19 protein-coding genes and 4 tRNA genes are annotated in these 19,114 nt (G+C 60.5%); 6 read left to right on the top strand and 17 right to left on the bottom strand.

From position 1 onward, the window contains the following. Nucleotides 1-15: 15 nt before the first annotated feature. On the bottom strand, nucleotides 16-693 hold the full coding sequence (locus tag GIW48_RS07090; RefSeq protein ID WP_099549912.1) for an HAD-IA family hydrolase: 678 nt from the start codon (nucleotides 691-693) through the stop codon (nucleotides 16-18). 221 nt (nucleotides 694-914) lie between these two features. On the opposite strand from GIW48_RS07090, the gene GIW48_RS07085 reads away from it, so the two are divergent. The 4 genes from GIW48_RS07085 (at nucleotide 915) to GIW48_RS07070 (ending at nucleotide 4,167) form a co-directional block, all read left to right on the top strand. Further along, nucleotides 915-1,685: an alpha/beta fold hydrolase gene (locus tag GIW48_RS07085; protein ID WP_236460739.1), complete on the top strand. Its 771-nt coding sequence runs from the start codon at nucleotides 915-917 to the stop codon at nucleotides 1,683-1,685. Nucleotides 1,686-1,795: 110 nt separating this feature from the next. Then, nucleotides 1,796-2,056 (top strand): DUF2790 domain-containing protein, encoded by a 261-nt coding sequence (locus GIW48_RS07080; RefSeq protein WP_017138759.1) that lies wholly within the window; start codon nucleotides 1,796-1,798, stop codon nucleotides 2,054-2,056. Nucleotides 2,057-2,098: 42 nt separating this feature from the next. Then, the gene (locus tag GIW48_RS07075) at nucleotides 2,099-2,770 is read left to right on the top strand and encodes a heavy metal response regulator transcription factor (protein ID WP_056861264.1); all 672 of its coding nucleotides are present in this window, start codon (nucleotides 2,099-2,101) and stop codon (nucleotides 2,768-2,770) included. After that, nucleotides 2,767-4,167, top strand: coding sequence for a heavy metal sensor histidine kinase (locus GIW48_RS07070; protein ID WP_236460738.1), 1,401 nt, complete (start codon nucleotides 2,767-2,769; stop codon nucleotides 4,165-4,167). The genes GIW48_RS07075 and GIW48_RS07070 overlap by 4 nt, the downstream gene beginning before the upstream one ends. Nucleotides 4,168-4,182: 15 nt before the next feature. On the opposite strand, the gene pcp is transcribed toward GIW48_RS07070, so the two are convergent. The 5 genes from pcp to GIW48_RS07045 form a co-directional block, all read right to left on the bottom strand. Continuing rightward, complete coding sequence (gene pcp / locus GIW48_RS07065) at nucleotides 4,183-4,821, bottom strand: pyroglutamyl-peptidase I (protein WP_236460737.1); 639 nt, start codon at nucleotides 4,819-4,821, stop codon at nucleotides 4,183-4,185. A gap of 7 nt (nucleotides 4,822-4,828) precedes the next feature. Beyond that, nucleotides 4,829-5,779, bottom strand: a complete 951-nt coding sequence (locus tag GIW48_RS07060) for a DUF979 domain-containing protein (RefSeq protein WP_236447874.1) — start codon at nucleotides 5,777-5,779, stop codon at nucleotides 4,829-4,831. Continuing rightward, entirely contained in the window at nucleotides 5,776-6,492 is a 717-nt protein-coding gene (locus GIW48_RS07055; protein ID WP_099549907.1) for a DUF969 domain-containing protein, read from the bottom strand. Before GIW48_RS07055 ends, GIW48_RS07060 begins: the two co-directional genes overlap by 4 nt. A gap of 242 nt (nucleotides 6,493-6,734) precedes the next feature. Further along, on the bottom strand, nucleotides 6,735-7,160 hold the full coding sequence (locus tag GIW48_RS07050) for a GNAT family N-acetyltransferase (RefSeq protein ID WP_017138753.1): 426 nt from the start codon (nucleotides 7,158-7,160) through the stop codon (nucleotides 6,735-6,737). A 444-nt stretch (nucleotides 7,161-7,604) separates the two neighbouring features. Then, nucleotides 7,605-8,726, bottom strand: coding sequence for an NADH:flavin oxidoreductase (locus GIW48_RS07045; protein WP_017138751.1), 1,122 nt, complete (start codon nucleotides 8,724-8,726; stop codon nucleotides 7,605-7,607). A gap of 99 nt (nucleotides 8,727-8,825) precedes the next feature. Between GIW48_RS07045 and GIW48_RS07040 the strand changes: the two genes are divergently transcribed. After that, on the top strand, nucleotides 8,826-9,242 hold the full coding sequence (locus GIW48_RS07040; protein WP_017138750.1) for a winged helix-turn-helix transcriptional regulator: 417 nt from the start codon (nucleotides 8,826-8,828) through the stop codon (nucleotides 9,240-9,242). A gap of 116 nt (nucleotides 9,243-9,358) precedes the next feature. On the opposite strand, the gene GIW48_RS07035 is transcribed toward GIW48_RS07040, so the two are convergent. Further along, nucleotides 9,359-9,435 (bottom strand) — tRNA-Val (locus GIW48_RS07035). A 184-nt stretch (nucleotides 9,436-9,619) separates the two neighbouring features. On the opposite strand from GIW48_RS07035, the gene GIW48_RS07030 reads away from it, so the two are divergent. Continuing rightward, nucleotides 9,620-10,903, top strand: a complete 1,284-nt coding sequence (locus GIW48_RS07030; protein WP_099549905.1) for an NAD(P)/FAD-dependent oxidoreductase — start codon at nucleotides 9,620-9,622, stop codon at nucleotides 10,901-10,903. Between the two features lie 230 nt (nucleotides 10,904-11,133). Here the strand turns inward: GIW48_RS07030 and GIW48_RS07025 are convergent. From GIW48_RS07025 to accD, 10 genes are all read right to left on the bottom strand, one after another. Then, nucleotides 11,134-11,210, bottom strand: a tRNA-Asp gene (locus tag GIW48_RS07025). Nucleotides 11,211-11,315: 105 nt separating this feature from the next. Continuing rightward, nucleotides 11,316-11,392, bottom strand: a tRNA-Asp gene (locus GIW48_RS07020). Nucleotides 11,393-11,447: 55 nt separating this feature from the next. Then, nucleotides 11,448-11,523: transfer RNA gene (locus GIW48_RS07015), tRNA-Val, on the bottom strand. Nucleotides 11,524-11,630: 107 nt separating this feature from the next. Continuing rightward, nucleotides 11,631-12,395: an SDR family oxidoreductase gene (locus tag GIW48_RS07010; protein ID WP_020372699.1), complete on the bottom strand. Its 765-nt coding sequence runs from the start codon at nucleotides 12,393-12,395 to the stop codon at nucleotides 11,631-11,633. 11 nt (nucleotides 12,396-12,406) lie between these two features. Next, nucleotides 12,407-13,618: an O-succinylhomoserine sulfhydrylase gene (locus tag GIW48_RS07005; RefSeq protein ID WP_017138747.1), complete on the bottom strand. Its 1,212-nt coding sequence runs from the start codon at nucleotides 13,616-13,618 to the stop codon at nucleotides 12,407-12,409. A 65-nt stretch (nucleotides 13,619-13,683) separates the two neighbouring features. Beyond that, complete coding sequence (gene purF / locus GIW48_RS07000) at nucleotides 13,684-15,189, bottom strand: amidophosphoribosyltransferase (protein ID WP_017138746.1); 1,506 nt, start codon at nucleotides 15,187-15,189, stop codon at nucleotides 13,684-13,686. 41 nt (nucleotides 15,190-15,230) lie between these two features. After that, complete coding sequence (locus GIW48_RS06995) at nucleotides 15,231-15,788, bottom strand: CvpA family protein (RefSeq protein ID WP_003212681.1); 558 nt, start codon at nucleotides 15,786-15,788, stop codon at nucleotides 15,231-15,233. Nucleotides 15,789-16,022: 234 nt separating this feature from the next. Beyond that, the gene (locus tag GIW48_RS06990; RefSeq protein WP_236460736.1) at nucleotides 16,023-16,697 is read right to left on the bottom strand and encodes an SPOR domain-containing protein; all 675 of its coding nucleotides are present in this window, start codon (nucleotides 16,695-16,697) and stop codon (nucleotides 16,023-16,025) included. Beyond that, on the bottom strand, nucleotides 16,681-17,988 hold the full coding sequence (gene folC, locus GIW48_RS06985; RefSeq protein ID WP_236460735.1) for a bifunctional tetrahydrofolate synthase/dihydrofolate synthase: 1,308 nt from the start codon (nucleotides 17,986-17,988) through the stop codon (nucleotides 16,681-16,683). Before folC ends, GIW48_RS06990 begins: the two co-directional genes overlap by 17 nt. Beyond that, nucleotides 17,985-18,905, bottom strand: a complete 921-nt coding sequence (gene accD / locus GIW48_RS06980) for an acetyl-CoA carboxylase, carboxyltransferase subunit beta (protein WP_003234319.1) — start codon at nucleotides 18,903-18,905, stop codon at nucleotides 17,985-17,987. The genes folC and accD overlap by 4 nt, the downstream gene beginning before the upstream one ends. Nucleotides 18,906-19,114 lie beyond the last annotated feature (209 nt).

Here is a 19,114-nt window from a genome sequence, read left to right as displayed (position 1 = left end):
CTCGGCTTTTTCGTTTCAGTCTTCCAGGCGCTGCAAGCGTAACGTGCCCTCTGCATCGCGCAGAACCTGCAGCGGCTGATAGTCGTTAATGCAGGCATGCGCCGTGACGATCGGCGTCAGGTGTGTATTGGTTACAACCAGCACATCCGCGCCGGCCGCCTCCCCGGCGCGAATCCCCACCGAAGCGTCTTCGAACACCAGGCAATCCTGCACCGGCACACCCAGACGCTGGGCGCCCAGCACGTAACAGGCGGGATCGGGCTTGCCGCTGGCAACGTCCTCGGCCGTCACCAGCACGGCTGGGGGCGTAATACCGGCCGCAGCCAGGCGTCGTAGCGCGAGCGCCTTGGGCGCAGACGTGACCAGTGCCCATTGATCGCCAGGCACGCTATTCAGAAACCCGACAGCACCGGGAATCGCCACCACGCCTTCGACGTCGTTGATTTCGGCCTCGGTAATCCACTGTGCTTCAACTTCGGGATCTACCCCTGGCAGCGCCTGGCGGGTAATGGTGTCAATGGCGCGTGCGCCATGAATGGTGGTCAGGAACGCCGCCACCTCCAGACCGTGGCGTTCAGCCCAGATGCTCCACACGCGCTCGGCGGCGGCAATGGAGTTGAGCAGGGTGCCATCCATATCAAACAGGAAGGCGCGGTAACGTTGGGTGAATACGGCTGGACCTCGAATGGACACTGCGTGGCTTCCTCATAGGCGGTAACAAATAATCGGCCCGATGCAATCTACGGGTCACCTCCTCGCTTGTAAACGCCAGCGGTATCTGGCGGCCCCTGCGATTGAATGACAGGTTTGTAATGAGCCTGTAAGGCTTGTCAGCACCCTCGCTTCATACAGTGGCGTCGTCAGTCACCCACACCGGGTGGCACAACTTCCCACTGATGATGAAGGGCCGCACGATGAAACCTGCCAGCAAACTCTGCCTGATCGCCGCCAGCCTGTTGATGCTGGGCACCGGCACCGCCATGGCCGGCACTGTCGCGCCGATCAAGGCCAACAATGTGGTGCTGGTGCACGGGTCCTGGGCTGACGGCTCGAGCTGGTCCGAGGTGATCACGCGCCTGCAGGCCGCCGGGCTGCATGTGACCGCCGTACAAAACCCACTGACTTCGGTGGCCGATGACGTCGCTGCCACCAACCGCGTGCTGGACCAACAGGACGGCCCTACCGTGCTGGTCGGTCACTCCTACGCCGGCACCGTGGTCAGCGACGCCGGGGCGAACCCCAAGGTCAGCTCACTGGTGTACGTGGCCGCCCGTGCACCGGACACCAACGAAGACTTCGTCGCCCTGTCTGCCAAATACCCCAGCACGCCGGTGCGCGCCGGTGTCGTCGAGCACGACGGTTACCTGACGCTGAACCAGGACGCCTTCCTCAAGTACTTCGCCGCTGACGTGCCGCGCGCCAAAGCCCTGCAGCTGTTCGCGGTACAACAGCCGATCGCCAAGACCCTGTTCAACGGCCGCACGGTGAATGCCGCCTGGCACACCAAGCCGTCCTGGTACGCAGTGTCGAGCAATGACCAGACCATCAACCCGGACCTGGAGCGTTTTCTGGCCAAGCGCATGAACGCGACCACCATCGAACTGCCGTCGAGCCACTTGTCGCTGGTGTCCAACGCCAAGGCAATCACCGACCTGATCCTCGAAGCGTCCGGCCGCCAGCCTTAAACCACGCATTACAAACTTGTCATGATCCTGTTGGCTGGCTGTTTGGGGTGCCTGGTTACTGTGAACTCACTGCCAGCCCCGGCAGCCAACCCTTAAAGAGAGCTACTGCCATGAAACTGTTTATCCTGGGCTTTGCCGCTTTGCTTGCTACCGGCTCTGCGTTCGCTGCCGACACAGCCCCTGAAACTAACGTGATCCACGACAAAACCGGCTTCTTCGTGCACCTGGACGTGGCCAAAGTGCTGTCGAGCACCGACACCTACGGCCAATGCGGGATCGTCCCGGCACAACTCAAATACCTCGACTCCCAAGACCGTGAACACGTGCTGGACTACCAGGTGCAAGGCATCGGTTGCCCCAGTGACAATTGATCCGGCTACACTTGCGCAACGCAGCGAACCAGGGCACTTCCCATGAACATCCTCGTAGTCGAAGACGAACCCAAGGCCGGCAATTACCTGCTCAATGGCCTGCAGGAACTGGGTTACTCGGTGAGCCTTGCCCGCGACGGCGTAGACGGCTTGCACCAGGCGCTGGAAACGCCCTTCGACGTCATCGTGCTGGATGTGATGATGCCGAAAATGGACGGCTGGGAAGTGCTGCGCCGCCTGCGCAAAGAGGCTGACACGCCGGTGCTGTTCCTCACTGCCCGCGATGACATCGCCGACCGCATCAAGGGCCTGGAACTGGGCGCCGACGACTACCTGATCAAGCCCTTCTCCTTCGCCGAACTGGTCGCGCGCTTGCGTACCCTGACGCGTCGCGGCCCGAGTCGCGAAGAAGAGCAACTGCACATCGCCGACCTGCAGATCGACGTGCTCAAGCGCCGCGTCACCCGCAACGGCACGCGCATAACGCTGACCAACAAGGAGTTCGCCCTGCTGCACCTGTTCGCCACGCACCAGGACCAGGTGTTATCACGCTCGATGATTGCTTCGCGGGTCTGGGACATGAACTTTGACAGCGACACCAATGTGGTCGACGTCGCCGTGCGGCGCCTGCGCCTGAAAATCGACGACCCATTCCAGCTCAAATTGATCCACAGCGTGCGGGGCATCGGCTACCGCTTCGACACCCAGCCATGAACCCTCGCCGCCATTATTCGCTGACCCTGCGCCTGGCGCTGATCTTCGCCCTGCTCGCCTTCGCGCTGCTCGCCACCTTGGGCGTTGCGTTGTACCGCGAGCTTGAGCGTGAACTGATCAAGCGTGACGACGCCGCACTGATTTATCGCGCCGACCAGTTGCGCAACCTGCTCAAGGACAGCAATACCCTGGACCTGATCAAGACCAAGCCGGAGCTGTTCCAGAACATGCTGGGCAACAGCGAGTCGGTGCTGAGCATCGCGGCGCCGGGGCAAAAGCCGTTGCTGCTGGTAAACCCGGGCAACATTGCAATGCCAGATGTGCCGCCCGTGCCCACCAACCGTGAACTGGGCTTTGCCGACGTGCACCATTTACCCGGTATCAATGGCGTGCCTTTCGCCACCGTGGCCGCGTCCATCGACTCGGGCGACCTGGGCATCCTGCAAGTCACCACCGGGCGCCTGATGACCGAACGCACGGCGATGCTCGCCAGCTATCGCTTGAGCGTGTTTATCCTCGCCAGCATCGCCGCGGTCATTCTCGCCATCATCAGCTACCTGCTGGTGCACCGCGGGCTGGTGCCACTGCGGCGCCTGGCCGTGCACACCCAAGGTATCGGCGTGGGCAACCTGGCCGAACGCCTCGACAGCCACGGCGCGCCCAAAGAGCTGCTGCCGATGATCGACGCCTTCAATACCATGCTTGAACGGTTGGCCAAGGGCTTTGTGCAACTGAGCCAGGTATCCACCGACATGGCCCACGAGCTGCGCACGCCGATCAACAACTTGCTGGGGGAAACCCAGGTCGCCCTGCAACAGAGCCGTAACATTGAGAGCTACCAGCAACTGCTGGCGTCCAATGTCGAAGAACTCGAACGCCTGGCACGAATGCTCGACAACATGCTGTTCCTCGCCCGTACCGACCCGGCCAGCGCACTGCGCCAACGCCAGGAACTGAGTGCGGCGGATGAAGTGGAGCGTATAGCCGACTACTTCGAAGGGTTGGCGAGCGATGTGGATATTCACATTCAGGCCGAGGGCGAAGGCCTGATCTGGGCCGAACCGATGCTGTTGCGCCGCGCCTTGGCAAATTTGTGTGCAAACGCCATCAAGTACGGCGCACCCAGTTCGCAGTTGCTGATTCAGGCCATTCCAGACGCCGAGGGCATCAACTTGCGCGTCAGCAACCAGGGGCAGACCATTCCCGCCGAGCATTTGCCGCGCCTGTTCGAGCGTTTTTACCGGGTGGATGAGTCACGGGAACGCTCGGCCCAGTCCAATGGGCTGGGGCTGTCGATTGTCGCGACCATCATGCAGCTGCATAACGGCCGCTACCGGGTCACCAGTGAGGCCGGAGTGACCTGTTTTGAGTTGTTTTTCCCCAGGCGCGAAGCCTGAACACCGCGAGCCGGGTCAACTGACCTGGCCACCGGCCTGCACCACATCAACCGGTGTGTTCCATGCCACCTGCACCGCCAGGCGCAAGCCTTCTAAGGTTGTCACCAATGGCATCGATGCCAGCCCAGTCCCCACCTGCTCCGGCAAGTTCGGCACATGGATGAACCCACTGCGAACGTCCGTGCCGGCCAGCGCGTGCTGCAACAGATAAAACACCTGATTACACACAAACGTACCCGCGGTCTGCGAAACCGCCGCAGGCACCCCGGCCTCGCGCAACGCCTTGACCATGGCCTTGATCGGCAGTGTGCTGAAGTACGCGGCCGGCCCATCGACCACCACCGGCGTATCGACGGGTTGCGCACCCAGGTTGTCAGGGATGCGCGCGTCGTTAACGTTGATCGCCACCCGCTCCATGGAAATGCTGTCGCGCCCAGGCCCAAGCCCCGTGGCGATCACCATCGCCGGGCGCAATTGGGTGATCCACTCAGCCAGGCACTCCTCCACCAAGGCAAATGCACAAGGCAGTCGGCGCGCAACAATCTGCACACCCTCACCCAAAAGCATCCCATCCAACTGGCGCACGGCCTCCCAGGACGGGTTTACCGAGTCTTGATCAAAGGGCTCGAAGCCCATCAACAGTAACGTTTTCATCCTCGCCTCACATCAACAGGTAGAGCAGCACAATATTGACCACCAGCATCATCAATGCCGTGGGCAATTGCGCCTTGATGACCGCGTTCTTGTCCGGCAACTCCAGCAAGGCTGCCGGAACTATATTGAAGTTGGCCGCCATCGGCGTCATCAACGTGCCGCAATAGCCGGAGAACATGCCAATCGCCGCCATTACCGCCGGGTTGCCGCCGTAGATGCCCACCAGCACCGGCACGCCGACACCGCCGGTCATCACCGGGAACGCCGCAAAACCATTGCCCATGATCACGGTAAACAGCGCCATGCCCAATACATACACCATCACCGCCACCAGCTTGAAATCCAGGTTGATATAGGTGGTGGTGACATGGGCAACCGCTGTGCCGACCCCGGCTTCATTGAACAGCAAGCCGAGCATGGCGAGCATTTGCGGCAGCACCATGGCCCAGCCCAAGGCTTCGGTCAGGCGTCGGGATTCACGCAAGGCTTGCACCGGTGTGTCGCGGGTCAACCAACAGGCCAGGCCGAGGGCGATCAGGCAACCGATGCCCAGGGAGACAAAAGTGGTGTTTTTCGGGTCCAGCAATGGCACGCCGCCGATTTCGGTGTGCTTGAGCAATACCGAGCCAATCACGGTGGTCAGCGGAATGGCCAACGCCGGGATAAACAGCTTGTGGCCAAGCCGACCGGCACTGGCGCGGGCAGACTTGTCATGCAACTGGGCATGCGCGCCACGCCCCACGCCGCCCAAACCTGCGATCAACGCCATCACCACCACGCCAACGCCGATAACCACCGGCGGCAAACGCTCCCCGACCAGGAACGGAATGGCAAACAGCAACCAGAATGCCGCGCTGGACCAGCGCTTGGGATGGGTACGATCCAGCAGGATCATGCCTGCGGTAATCAACAGCAGAATGCCGGCCAGCCAGTACAGGTACTCGATGGAGATAATCATTGCGCAGACTCCACCGGCGTCGCGACGGGCGTCATCTCGCGGGTAAGCCTTCGGTCGAACCGGTGCAGGCGAATCGCATGGATGATAAACGCACAAATCGCCGTCGGAATGCCCCACACCGCGATGTGCAACGGCTCCACATCAATCCCCGAACCGAGCAGGAAGGTGTGCATCAGCGCAATCGCACCAAAGGCAACAAAGATGTCTTCACCGAAAAACAGCCCGACGTTATCGGTCGCCGCACACATGGCCAACACCTTGTGGCGCAGTTTGTCCGGCAGTTTGCCGTAGCGTTTTTCCGCTGCGCCTTCGGCCATCGGCGCCAACAACGGCCGCACCATCTGCGGATGCCCGCCCAGGCTGGTGAGGCCCATGGCGGCCGTGGACTCGCGCACAAATAGATACATGATCAACAAGCGCCCCACCGTGGCGCGCTCGAAGCGGGCGATCCAGTTCTGCGCATGCAGGCGCAGGCCATGGCGCTCCAGCAGCCCAATAACGGCCAGGGGCAGCAACAGGATCAATTGCAAGGCGCGGGTCTGAAGGAAGCCTTCGCCCATGCTGGCGAGGATTTTTTCCAGCGGGAAGTGGGCGGCAAGCCCCGTGGCGATGGCTGCGGCGGTCACCACCAGCAACGGATTGAAGCGCAGGACAAAGCCAACCACGATGACAAGTACGCCGATCAACGGCCATAGGTTCACAACAGTTTGCATGACGATTAAGTCCTAGAATGCGCGCTGCGGCGCCATGACGGCAGGATGTGAACAAAGGGTTCACAGCATGAAAGTGGCGTGCAGCCCGACGTGGTTTTTTATTGTTGACCTGGGAGGTCGAGCGTCAGTGGCGGCAACTGTGCTGCTTGGGGGCGGGAGGTGTCCAACAAGAAAAATTGTTGCTGCAAACCAATAAATTTTGTCGGTGATGGGCGCCGGGTGGCCCGGCGCTTTGAGGGAGTTCAGCTCAAGCGCTTGTGGAAAAAATGGCGTTTATGGCCCGGCGGGAAATCAGCAATGTGGCCAAATTCAGTGAAGCCCTGTTTGCGATAAAACCCGGGCGCCTGGAAGCTGAAAGTGTCCAGCCAGATGCCCTCGCAACCGCGTTCACGGGCCAGGTCTTCAGCCGCACGCATCAATCGCGTCCCCGTGCCTTGGGTGCGCATCTGGTCGGGAATGCTCAACAGTTCAATGAACAACCACCCGAAGGAAATCTCCCCGTAAAGACCGCCCACTACTTCTTGAGAAGCGGGATCACGCAGCAAAATACCGACCGTTTCGGACGGCATCTGGCCGGTGTGGCTGCGGTTGAAAGCCCGCAGCGGCTTGAGAATGGCCTCGCGCTCCTGCGCCGTCACGTCGAACGATACTTCCATTGCCAATTCCATTACGGACTCCATGGGTTGAATTCAATCGCTCCTCAGTATGCCTTGGGCGCACCAAACCTGAGTGGATCTGCGCCAGTTTCATTAACCCAGCGGCGCTCAATCACCTTAAGTCGTCTCGACAGCATGGATCTCGTTCCAGACCTATACTCAATACAGTGTTGCGCGGTCCTGCGCAGCGCTCAGCGCAGTATTGCCGATGGAGGCAGCCGCTATGTACGCCGGACAAACGAGTATGGCGACAACAAATGGTGAGATACGGTGCCAGATGTTTGCACAGATTATCTGCCTGTTATCGGTGGCTACGCTGTTCTGCTAGCAGTTCTCAGCGCAGTAACCCGCAAAGCGGTATGGGCAGGTATTGGCAAAATTCCAGCCAAAAAAAGAGCCCACCTTTCGGTGAGCCCTTCAACACTCAAGGTTTTGCACGTGTCAGAAGTGTGAGACTCAGGCCAGCTCGGCCAAATCTTTTACGTCAAAAGGCTTCAAGTCGGCCGAATTGCCCGTTCGAATTTTCCTCACCCACTGCGCGTCACTCAGCAGTGCTCGCCCAACAGCGATCAAGTCGAACTCCTCTTTCTCCAATCGCTGCACCAAATTGTCGATCGCTGCCGGTTGGGAGCTTTCGCCGCTGAAGGCGCCGAGGAAGTCGCCGGACAACCCCACAGAGCCGACACTGATAGTCGCAGCGCCTGTCAGCTTTTTGGCCCAGCCGGCAAAGTTCAGACCCTGCTCGCCGTCCAGTTCCGGGAACTCGGCTTCCCAGAAGCGCCGTTGAGAGCAATGCAAAACGTCCACGCCGGCCTCCACCAGTGGCACCAGCCAATCGGACATGCTTTCAGGCGTCGTAGCCAATCGGGCGCTGTAATCCTGCTGCTTCCACTGACTCAGACGCAGAATGACCGGGAAATCCGGCCCTACGGCTGCGCGTATGGCCTTGACCACTTCCGCCGCGAACCGTGAACGCTCCTTGATCGTTGCACCGTTGAAGTGGTCGGAGCGTTCATTCGTACCTGTCCAGAAAAACTGGTCCAGCAGGTATCCGTGGGCACCGTGTATTTCGACGGTATCAAACCCCAGCCGCTTGGCGTCAGCAGCGGCCTTGGCGAACGCCGCAATGGTGTCGGCAATCGCCTCATCATTCATGGCCTGCCCCAGTGGTTTTTGAGGACCGGCAAGCCCCGACGGGCTCTCAAACCCACCGGCGGGCGCCCAGTCTTCCTGGAAACTGGGCGCGGCCCCGACGTGCCAGATCTGCGGCCCCATTTTGCCACCGGCACGATGAACACCATCGATTACTGCTTTCCAGCCTGCGAGTGATTCATCGCCATGGAAAAACGGAATCCGCGACATATTACGAGCGCCCGGACGATCCACCACAGTCCCCTCAGACAGAATTAACCCGACCTGGTTTTCCGCACGCTTGCGGTAATAAGCGGCGATTTGTTCGTCAGGCACACCGCCCTTGGCGAAAGCGCGCGTCATAGGCGCCATTACAATTCGATTCTTCAGGGTCAAGGACTTGATCGTGAACGGCTGAAATAGAGAGTCGAGATTCGTAGAACTCATTGAGAGATGCTCCGAGCAAAAGGAAACTCCATGGTATAAGGTGTATACCTAATATCAATAAGGCACTTAAAAGTGCTCAGGTATACCCGAGGAAACTACATGCAGGAAAAAGCTATTCAGGCGTTGGGGCAAAACGAGAACCCTCCAGTCGTCTACGCCGCTGATTGCACCAGCCGGATACTGCTCGATCAGATCGCGGACAAATGGTCCGTATTGATACTGGCAACGCTCTGTAAAAGCCCGCTGCGCTTCAATGAAATCAAACGTCGACTCGACGGCATTACGCAAAAAGCGCTCACGCAAAGCCTGCGTCGCCTGGAGCGCAACGGCATTTTGTCGCGCCGCGTCATTCCCTCTTCTCAAGTCGCGGTCGAGTACAGCGTTACCGACCTGGGGCATACGCTGGAAGAGCCATTTCGTGCGTTATATAGGTGGACGCTCCAACATTCTGAAGCTGTGATGAACGCCCAGGCGGCATTCGATAAGCTTGCAGAAGAGCAGCAGCACGACGGGTAAAAGCATAACGATGGCGGCGGGAGTGTTGATAAGGAAGTTTTACAAATCGCAGGCAACAAAAAAGGGCCCACCTTTCGGTGAGCCCTTCCAGACCGCCCAGCAGAGCGGATTTTGTTTGGTAGGCGCGATTGGACTCGAACCAACGACCCCCACCATGTCAAGGTGGTGCTCTAACCAACTGAGCTACGTGCCTGCTGTGAGGCGGCATTCTACGGAATTCCGAAGGGGTGTCAACATCTTTTTTGCAGCTAACCCTATGAATATGCGAATTTTTTATTTGTGAAAGGCATGCCCGGGGTTTTCGGGTGGCTGGCAGGCAATTTTCAACTCAGGTAGGATCGGCGCACTCGTAAAAAATATAAAACAGAGGTTCCAGGATGGCGAACACCCCCTACCCCCAGTCGTATTACGCCGCGTCCGCGAATGCGGTTCCGCCACGCCCGGTGCTGCAAGGTGAAGTCGAAACCGATGTCTGCGTGATTGGCGCCGGTTATACCGGCCTGTCCAGCGCGCTGTTTCTGCTGGAGAACGGTTTTCGCGTGACGGTACTGGAAGCCGCCAAGGTCGGCTTTGGCGCCTCGGGCCGCAATGGTGGGCAGATCGTCAACAGCTATAGCCGCGACATCGACGTGATCGAACGCAGCGTTGGCCCCAAGCAGGCGCAGTTGCTGGGGCAGATGGCGTTTGAGGGCGGCAGGATCATTCGTGAGCGCGTGGCCAAGTACCAGATCCAGTGCGACTTGAAGGACGGCGGCGTGTTCGCTGCACTCAACAGCAAGCACATGGGCCACCTGGAGTCGCAGCAGCGCCTGTGGGAGCGCTACGGCCATACGCAGCTTGAGTTGCTGGATGAGCGCCGTATCCGCGAAGTGGTGGCCTGTGACAACTATGTCGGCGGCCTGCTGGACATGAGCGGCGGCCATATTCACCCGCTCAACCTGGCACTGGGCGAAGCAGCGGCGGTAGAGTCCCTGGGCGGCACGATTTACGAGCAGTCTGCGGCGGTGCGCATCGAACGCGGCGCCAACCCTGTGGTACATACCGCCGAGGGCAAGGTCAGGGCCAAGTTCATCATCGTCGCGGGCAATGCCTACCTGGGCAACCTGGTGCCGGAGCTGGCGGCCAAGTCGATGCCGTGCGGCACCCAGGTCATCACCACCGCCCCGCTGGGCGATGAACTGGCCAAGACCTTGCTGCCGCAGGACTACTGCGTCGAGGACTGCAACTACTTGCTGGACTACTACCGCCTCACCAGTGACAAGCGCCTGATCTTCGGCGGCGGCGTGGTGTATGGCGCGCGCGACCCGGCCAACATCGAAGCGATCATCCGCCCGAAGATGCTCAAGGCCTTCCCGCAGCTCAAGGATGTGAAGATCGATTACGCCTGGACCGGCAATTTCCTGCTGACCCTGTCGCGCCTGCCACAGGTGGGTCGCCTGGGCGACAACATCTATTACTCCCAGGGCTGCAGTGGCCACGGCGTGACGTACACGCACCTGGCGGGCAAGGTGCTGGCAGAAGCGTTGAGAGGCCAGGCAGAGCGTTTTGATGCGTTTGCCGACCTGCCGCACTACCCGTTCCCGGGCGGGCAACTGTTGCGCACACCGTTTGCGGCGATGGGCGCCTGGTATTACGGGCTGCGGGATAAGCTGGGGTTCTGATTGCGATAGCTGGCTGCCGACGATGGCCATACCTTGGACCGAGGTGTAGCTATCGCAGGCAAACCAGCCCCCACATTGACCAGTGGCAACTTCAGAAGAAGCTCAACCCAAAATATCAAATCGCAGACACAAAAAACCCCGGTCTTTCGACCAGGGTCTTTGCTATCGGGTCAAAGCAGCTTAACGCTTGCTTTGTGCTCCAAGGCGTTCAGTGGGCCTTGGGGCAGATATGGCGCAGCGGACGGGACTCGAACCCGCGACCCCCGGCGTGACAGGCCGGTATTCTAACCGACTGAACTACCGCTGCGTATCGCTTGACCAGTTGAACCTAAACCCTCAACTGTCTTTAAACGTCTGACTGATCAGCCTAAGCCTTTCAATCTCAAACCCGACAAATCGGACCTGGAAAATATGGCGCAGCGGACGGGACTCGAACCCGCGACCCCCGGCGTGACAGGCCGGTATTCTAACCGACTGAACTACCGCTGCGCGTCGGTGCAACCTTTAACGTTGCGTCTTGCCCGAAGGCAAAACTCTCAAGAAGTGGTGGGTGATGACGGGATCGAACCGCCGACCCTCTGCTTGTAAGGCAGATGCTCTCCCAGCTGAGCTAATCACCCTTTGCTTCGTTGAGGCCGCGAAATTTACGCAGGTAGCAGACCTAAGTCAATAGCCTGCTTGAAGTTTTTCTGAAAAAGACAAAATTGCTTCAAGGCGGCTACCCGCCCTACTCGCTGTAAATCATCTTCTTGCTCATGCCGCCGTCGACCACAAACTCTTGGCCAGTGACAAACCCTGCCTGACGCGACAGCAGCCACGCCACCATCGCCGCCACGTCCTCAACCGTGCCCACCCTGCCCGCCGGATGCTGGGCATGATCGGCATCGGTCAAAGGCTCGGCACGCCGCGCCGCTGGATCACGCGCATCGATCCAGCCAGGGCTGACGGCATTGACCCGCACCTCCGGCCCAAGACTTATGGCCAGCGCGTGAGTCAGGGCCAGCAGCCCGCCCTTGCTCGCCGCGTAGGCCTCGGTGTCGGGCTCCGATTGACGCGCGCGGGTCGAGGCCAGATTGACGATCGCGCCGCCATGGGCACGCAGGTACGGTGCACAGTGCTTGGCCAGCAGCATCGGCCCGCTGAGGTTCACCGCCAGCACGCGGTTCCAGTACGCCAGGTCGAGGCTTTCGAGGGTGATATTGCGTGGGTCGGCCACGGCGGCGTTGCACACCAACGCGTCCAGGCGACCGAACTGACCGAGCACTTCGGCAACGCCCTGGGCGACCTGCTTCTCGTCGGCCACGTCCATGCTGATAAACCAGGCGTTGTCACCCAGCACCTTGGACACCTTGGAGCCGCGCTCGCGGTCCAGGTCGGTCAACACCACCTGCCAGCCTTCGCTGATCAGCCATGCCGCGATGCCGAGGCCAATGCCTCGGGCGGCGCCCGTCACCAGCGCAACACGGCCGTTACCGGCCGCTGCTGTTTCCATGGACCACTCGATCACAAGGCAGCCAGCCCGCGAGCCAGGTCAGCTTGCAGGTCGGCTACGTCTTCCAGGCCCACTGCAATGCGGATCAGGCTGTCACGGATGCCGGCCGCTTCACGCTCCTGTGGCGCCAGGCGCCCGTGGGAGGTGGTGCTGGGGTGGGTGATGGTGGTCTTGCTGTCACCCAGGTTGGCCGTGATGGAGATCAGGCGCGTTGCGTCGATAAAGCGCCAGGCGCCGTCTTTGCCGCCTTTTACTTCAAAGCTCACCACCGCGCCGAAACCACGCTGCTGACGCTGGGCCAGCGCGTGTTGCGGGTGGCTCTTGAGACCGGCGTAATGGACTTTCTCGATCCCGTCCTGTTGCTCCAGCCACTCGGCCAGGGCCTGGGCATTGGCGCAATGGGCCTTCATCCGCAGGCTGAGGGTCTCCAGGCCTTTGAGGAAGATCCACGCATTGAACGGGCTCAGAGTCGGCCCGGCGGTGCGCAAGAAACCCACCACTTCCTTCATCTGCTCGCTGCGGCCGGCGACTACGCCGCCCATGCAACGGCCCTGGCCGTCGATGAACTTGGTGGCAGAGTGCACAACAATGTCCGCGCCCAGCTTCAACGGCTGTTGCAGCGCCGGCGTACAGAAGCAGTTGTCGACCACCAGCATCGCGCCCTTGGCGTGGGCCACTTCGGACAACGCGGCGATATCTACCAACTCGGCCAGCGGATTGGACGGCGACTCGACGAACAGCAGCTTGGTGTTGGCCTTGATCGCCGCATCCCAGCCGGACAGATCCGCCAGGGGCACGTAGTCCACTTCGATGCCGAAGCGCTTGAAGTACTTCTCGAACAGGCTGATGGTGGAGCCGAACACACTGCGCGACACCAGCACATGGTCGCCAGCACTGCACAGGCTCATCACCACTGCCAGGATCGCAGCCATACCGGTCGCCGTGGCCACCGCCTGCTCAGCGCCTTCCAGGGCCGCGATACGCTCTTCGAACGCACGCACGGTCGGGTTGGTGTAACGCGAGTAAACGTTGCCCGGCACTTCACCGGCAAAGCGCGCAGCCGCGTCGGCAGCGGTGCGGAATACATAGCTGGAGGTGAAGAACATCGGGTCACCGTGCTCACCTTCCGGGGTGCGGTGCTGACCGGCGCGCACAGCCAGGGTATCGAAAGCTACGCCATCGAGGTCGCTGTCCAACCGACCGGCATCCCATTCCTGACTCATGCTGCGACTCCTTACTCAATACTCTATTTAAGATACAAAACCGGCCCCTCAGGGCCGGTGTTTACTCAGTTGTTGTACAGATCGATGATCGCACTGACCGCCTGGGTCTTGATCTTCGACGAGTCGTTACGCGCCTGCTCGATCTTGTTCAGGTAGGCCTCGTCGACATCACCGGTCACGTACTTGCCGTCGAACACGGCGCAGTCAAACTCGGCGATCTTGATCTTGCCACCACCGACCGCCTCGATCAGGTCCGGCAGGTCCTGATAGATCAACCAGTCGGCACCGATCAGGTCGGCTACATCCTGGGTCGAACGGTTGTGGGCGATCAGCTCGTGGGCGCTCGGCATGTCGATACCGTACACGTTCGGGTAACGCACGGCAGGCGCGGCGGAGCAGAAGTACACGTTCTTCGCACCGGCTTCGCGGGCCATCTGGATGATCTGCTTGCAGGTGGTGCCGCGCACGATGGAGTCGTCGACCAGCATCACGTTCTTGCCGCGGAATTCCAGCTCAATGGCGTTGAGCTTCTGGCGCACCGACTTCTTACGCGCCGCCTGGCCAGGCATGATGAAGGTACGGCCGATATAACGGTTCTTGACGAAACCTTCGCGGAACTTGACGCCCAAGTGGTTGGCCAGCTCTAGCGCAGCGGTACGACTGGTGTCCGGGATCGGGATCACCACGTCGATATCGTGCTCGGGACGCTCGCGCAGGATTTTCTCGGCCAGCTTCTCGCCCATGCGCAGGCGCGCCTTGTACACCGAAACACCGTCGATGATCGAGTCCGGACGCGCCAGGTAGACGTGTTCGAAGATGCACGGAGTGAGTTTCGGCGCAATCGCGCACTGACGGGTGTGCAGCTTGCCGTCTTCGGTGATGTAAACGGCTTCGCCCGGCGCGAGGTCGCGGATCAGGGTGAAGCCGAGCACGTCCAGGGACACGCTTTCGGACGCGATCATGTACTCGACGCCTTCGTCGGTGTGACGCTGGCCGAACACGATCGGGCGAATGCCGTGCGGGTCACGGAAACCGACGATGCCATAACCGGTGATCATTGCGACGACGGCATAACCACCAACACAACGGTTGTGCACGTCGGTCACGGCAGCGAATACATCTTCCTCGGTCGGCTGCAACTTGCCGCGCTGGGCCAGCTCATGTGCGAACACGTTGAGTAGCACTTCCGAGTCGGAGTTGGTGTTGACGTGGCGCAGGTCAGATTCGTAAATCTCCTTGGCCAGCTGTTCAACGTTGGTCAGGTTACCGTTGTGCGCCAGGGTGATGCCGTAAGGCGAGTTGACGTAAAACGGTTGAGCTTCGGCCGAGGTCGAGCTACCGGCAGTCGGGTAACGCACATGGCCAATGCCCATGTGCCCGACGAGGCGCTGCATGTGACGCTGATGGAACACGTCACGCACCAGGCCATTGTCCTTGCGCAGGAATAACCGGCCGTCGTGGCTGGTCACAATACCGGCAGCGTCCTGGCCGCGGTGCTGGAGGACGGTTAGCGCGTCATACAGCGCCTGATTGACGTTCGACTTACCGACGATACCGACGATGCCACACATGCGACGCAACCCCTACTTAATGAATCTTGACTGAACACTACTTACTGAGGCGTTTTGGCCGGCAAGAGGTGTTCCTTGAACGGAAGATCAGCGGGTACGCTGATTCCGCTGGCCAGCCACTGACTGCTCCACCCCAATATGAGGTTCTTGGACCAATCTGCAACCAATAGAAATTTTGGCACGAGTACCGACTCCTGCCACCACGAATCCTGCTGTACCGGCCCCAGGCTCAACAGCCCGACCGCCACAACCACCAGCAAGCCACCACGTGCGGCGCCGAAGGCCATGCCGAGAAATCGATCGGTCCCGGAGAGGCCGGTGACACGTATCAACTCGCCAATAAGATAATTGACCATTGCCCCCACCAACAGCGTGGCGATGAACATGATGGCGCAGCCCGCAATGACGCGAGCCGAAGGTGTTTCGATATACCCGGCCAGGTAAACCGACAGTGAACCACCGAACATCCAGGCTACAACTCCTGCGATGATCCAGGTCAGCAACGACAGTGCTTCTTTTACGAAGCCGCGGCTTAGACTGATCAAAGCGGAGATGGCGACGATTGCTACGATCGCCCAATCAACCCAGGTAAATGGCACAGTGCAGCCTACGTACGGATAAGGCGGCGCATTTTAGCAGAGCGCTGGGCTATCGGTAAGCTGTGATTGTGGGTGCTTTGCAAATCAATGGGTTGAGCAATCTCAAGACCACCCAAAAACAATGTGGGAGCTGGCTTACCTGCGATGCAGGCGCCTCGGTCTTTAAGCTGGACCGCGGTGATGCTATCGCAGGCAAGCCAGCTCCCACATTTGGCCTGCATTCCAACCCTTTACTCAGCCGCGCTCAGGCTGGAACCGCACCACAAACCCATTCAGGTTCTGCTGTCGCCCCAGCAGGTCACGCAGGCGGTCCGCTTCGGCGCGCTCGATCAGCGGCCCGATAAATACGCGATTTTTGCCGTCGGCACTGCGGATATAGGCGTTATACCCCTGGGCACGCAACTTTTTCTGCAAGGCATCGGCGCTTTCACGGTTGGCCAGGCTGGCGAGCTGGATCGACCAACTGATCGGCAGACCATTCGGGTCGATACGGCTTTGACCGACATCCGGCTTGCCCGGCGCGGCAGGTTGTGGCGCTACCGGCTTGGGCGCAGGGGCTGGCGCAGCAGGTTTGGCAGCCACCACCGGGGCCGCTGGAGCGGGCGCCGCCCTGACTACCGGCACACTCTGCTGCACCGGCACTGCTGGCGCCGCTGGAGCCGTTTGCGCAGCCACCTCATCATCGCTCGGCACCGGTTCTTCAGGCAGCGTCTGCGGCTCAGGCACCACCACAGGCTCCACCTGAACTTGCGGCATCGCTGGCGCCTGTGGCGCTGCCGGTGCCTCGACCACGACCTGGCGCTGTTCGTCCTGGCGCGAAAACAGCATCGGCAGGAAAATCACCGCCAACGCCACCAATACCAGGGCTCCGACCATTCGCTGCTTGTATGCGCTATCCAGTAATGCCATGTGCAGCTTCCTCCGTGGAGCGCCGGGCCAACCACTCAAGCGCCTCGGCAACACAATAAAATGATCCGAACAACAGAATCTCGTCCTCGGCCGTCGCCACTGCACATTGCGCCTCAAGTGCTGCAGTGACGCTTGCATACGACGCCGCCGACGCACCAAGGTTCTGCAATGCCACTTGCAGTTCGGCAGCCGGGCGACTGCGCGGCGTGTCCAGCGGCGCTACCGCCCAAGCCTGGACATTGCCGAGTAACGGCGCAACCACACCGTCCAGATCCTTGTCAGCCAACAGCCCGAACACCGCCAGGCGACGACCGGCAGGTGGCGTGCGTGACAGACGTTGCGCCAGGTACTCGGCGGCGTGCGGGTTGTGCCCCACATCCAGCAGCAGGTTCAAACGCTTGCCTTCCCACTCGAATGTGCGGCGATCCAGGCGCCCCACCACAGGAGTAGCCAGCAACGTGGCAGCAATCTGCTCGGGATTCCACGGCAGATCCATCAACAGGTACGCTTGCAGCGCCAGCGCGGCGTTTTCCATCGGCAGGTTCAGCAGCGGCAAATCCCGCAGCTCTACCACCTGGGCACGCGCATCACACCCGCGCCACTGCCAATGCTGGTCGCCAACTTCGAGATTGAATTCGCGGCCGCGCAGGTAAAATGGGCAATCCAGCTCGCGCACCTTGTCCAGCAAAGGCTGCGGCGGGTTCAGGTCACCACACAGCGCCGGCTTGCCTTGGCGGAAGATCCCGGCCTTTTCATAAGACACCGACTCGCGAGTGTTGCCCAGATAGTCCGCATGGTCGACACCAATGCTGGTTACCAGCGCGATATCGGCGTCCACCACGTTAACGGTATCCAGACGCCCGCCAAGCCCGACTTCCAGCACGACCACATCCAACTGCGCACGCTCGAACAGCCAGAAAGCCGCCAAGGTGCCCATTTCAAAGTAAGTCAGGGAAATTTCGCCACGGCCGGCATCCAGTGCAGCGAAGGCTTCGCAAAGCTGCGCGTCAGTGGCTTCGATGCCATTGAGCTGCACCCGCTCGTTATAACGCAGCAGGTGCGGAGAATTGTAGACGCCTACTTTAAGCCCTTGGGCTTGCAGCAGCGCCGCGACAAAGGCACAGGTAGAGCCTTTGCCGTTGGTGCCGGTCACCGTGATTACACGCGGCGCCGGGCGGCCCAACCCGAGGCGGGCCGCTACCTGTTGCGAGCGCTCCAGGCCCATGTCGATGGCTGACGGATGCAACTGCTCAAGGTAAGCGAGCCATTCGCCCAGGGTACGTTGGGTCATAGGTTTGCTGGCACCGGCGGAACAACGATAGGTTCGATTTTAGGTGCGACGTACACAGGCGTCGGCAAGCCCATCATTTGCGCCAGCAGGTTACCCAGGCGTGGGCGCAGCTCACCGCGCGGGATGATCAGGTCGATCGCACCGTGCTCCAGCAGGAACTCGCTGCGCTGGAAGCCTTCCGGCAGCTTTTCACGTACGGTCTGCTCGATCACGCGCGGGCCGGCAAAGCCGATCAGTGCTTTGGGCTCACCGACGATCACGTCACCCAGCATCGCCAGGCTGGCGGAAACACCGCCGTAAACCGGGTCAGTCAGTACCGAGATGAACGGGATGCCTTCTTCACGCAGACGCGCCAGTACCGCAGAGGTCTTGGCCATTTGCATCAAGGAGATCAGCGCTTCCTGCATGCGCGCACCACCAGAGGCAGCGAAGCAGATCATCGGGCAACGATTTTCCAGCGCGTAGTTGGCGGCACGTACAAAACGCTCGCCGACGATGGCACCCATGGAACCGCCCATGAAGGAAAATTCGAACGCGGACACTACCACCGGCATACCCAGCAGCTTGCCGCTGACCGAAATCAGCGCGTCTTTTTCGCCGGTCTGCTTCTGCGCTGCGGTCAAGCGGTCCTTGTACTTCTTGCCGTCGCGGAACTTGAGACGGTCAACCGGCTCCAGGTCTGCGCCCAGCTCGTTACGGCCGTCGGCATCAAGGAAGATGTCGATGCGCGCGCGGGCGCCGATACGCATGTGGTGGTTGCACTTGGGGCAAACGTCCAGGGTCTTTTCCAGCTCCGGGCGGTACAGCACCGCGTCGCAGGATGGGCACTTGTGCCACAGACCTTCAGGAACCGAGCTTTTCTTCACCTCGGAACGCATGATCGAAGGGATCAGTTTGTCTACTAACCAGTTGCTCATGCTTTCTTTCTCCAGTACCGGTGGCTTGAACACAGCCCCGCGTATGCCCTTGAGCTAAATTCATATATGGCGATGACACAGGCTGGACGGGGTCAGACGTTCGACCGGCCATTTCCCGCCTGTATCCTCAGCCTTCCAGACAACCTGCCAACGCAGGGTTGCCACTTCATTTCCGGGCCTCCCGCAGGCGGCGCCGGTGCTGTTCTACA

It is taken from the genome of Pseudomonas sp. PA-6-3C (assembly GCF_021605825.1).
GTDB lineage: Bacteria > Pseudomonadota > Gammaproteobacteria > Pseudomonadales > Pseudomonadaceae > Aquipseudomonas > Aquipseudomonas edaphica.
Note: the sequence above shows the minus strand (reverse complement) of the source record. Positions and strands in the feature narration are given on the sequence as shown.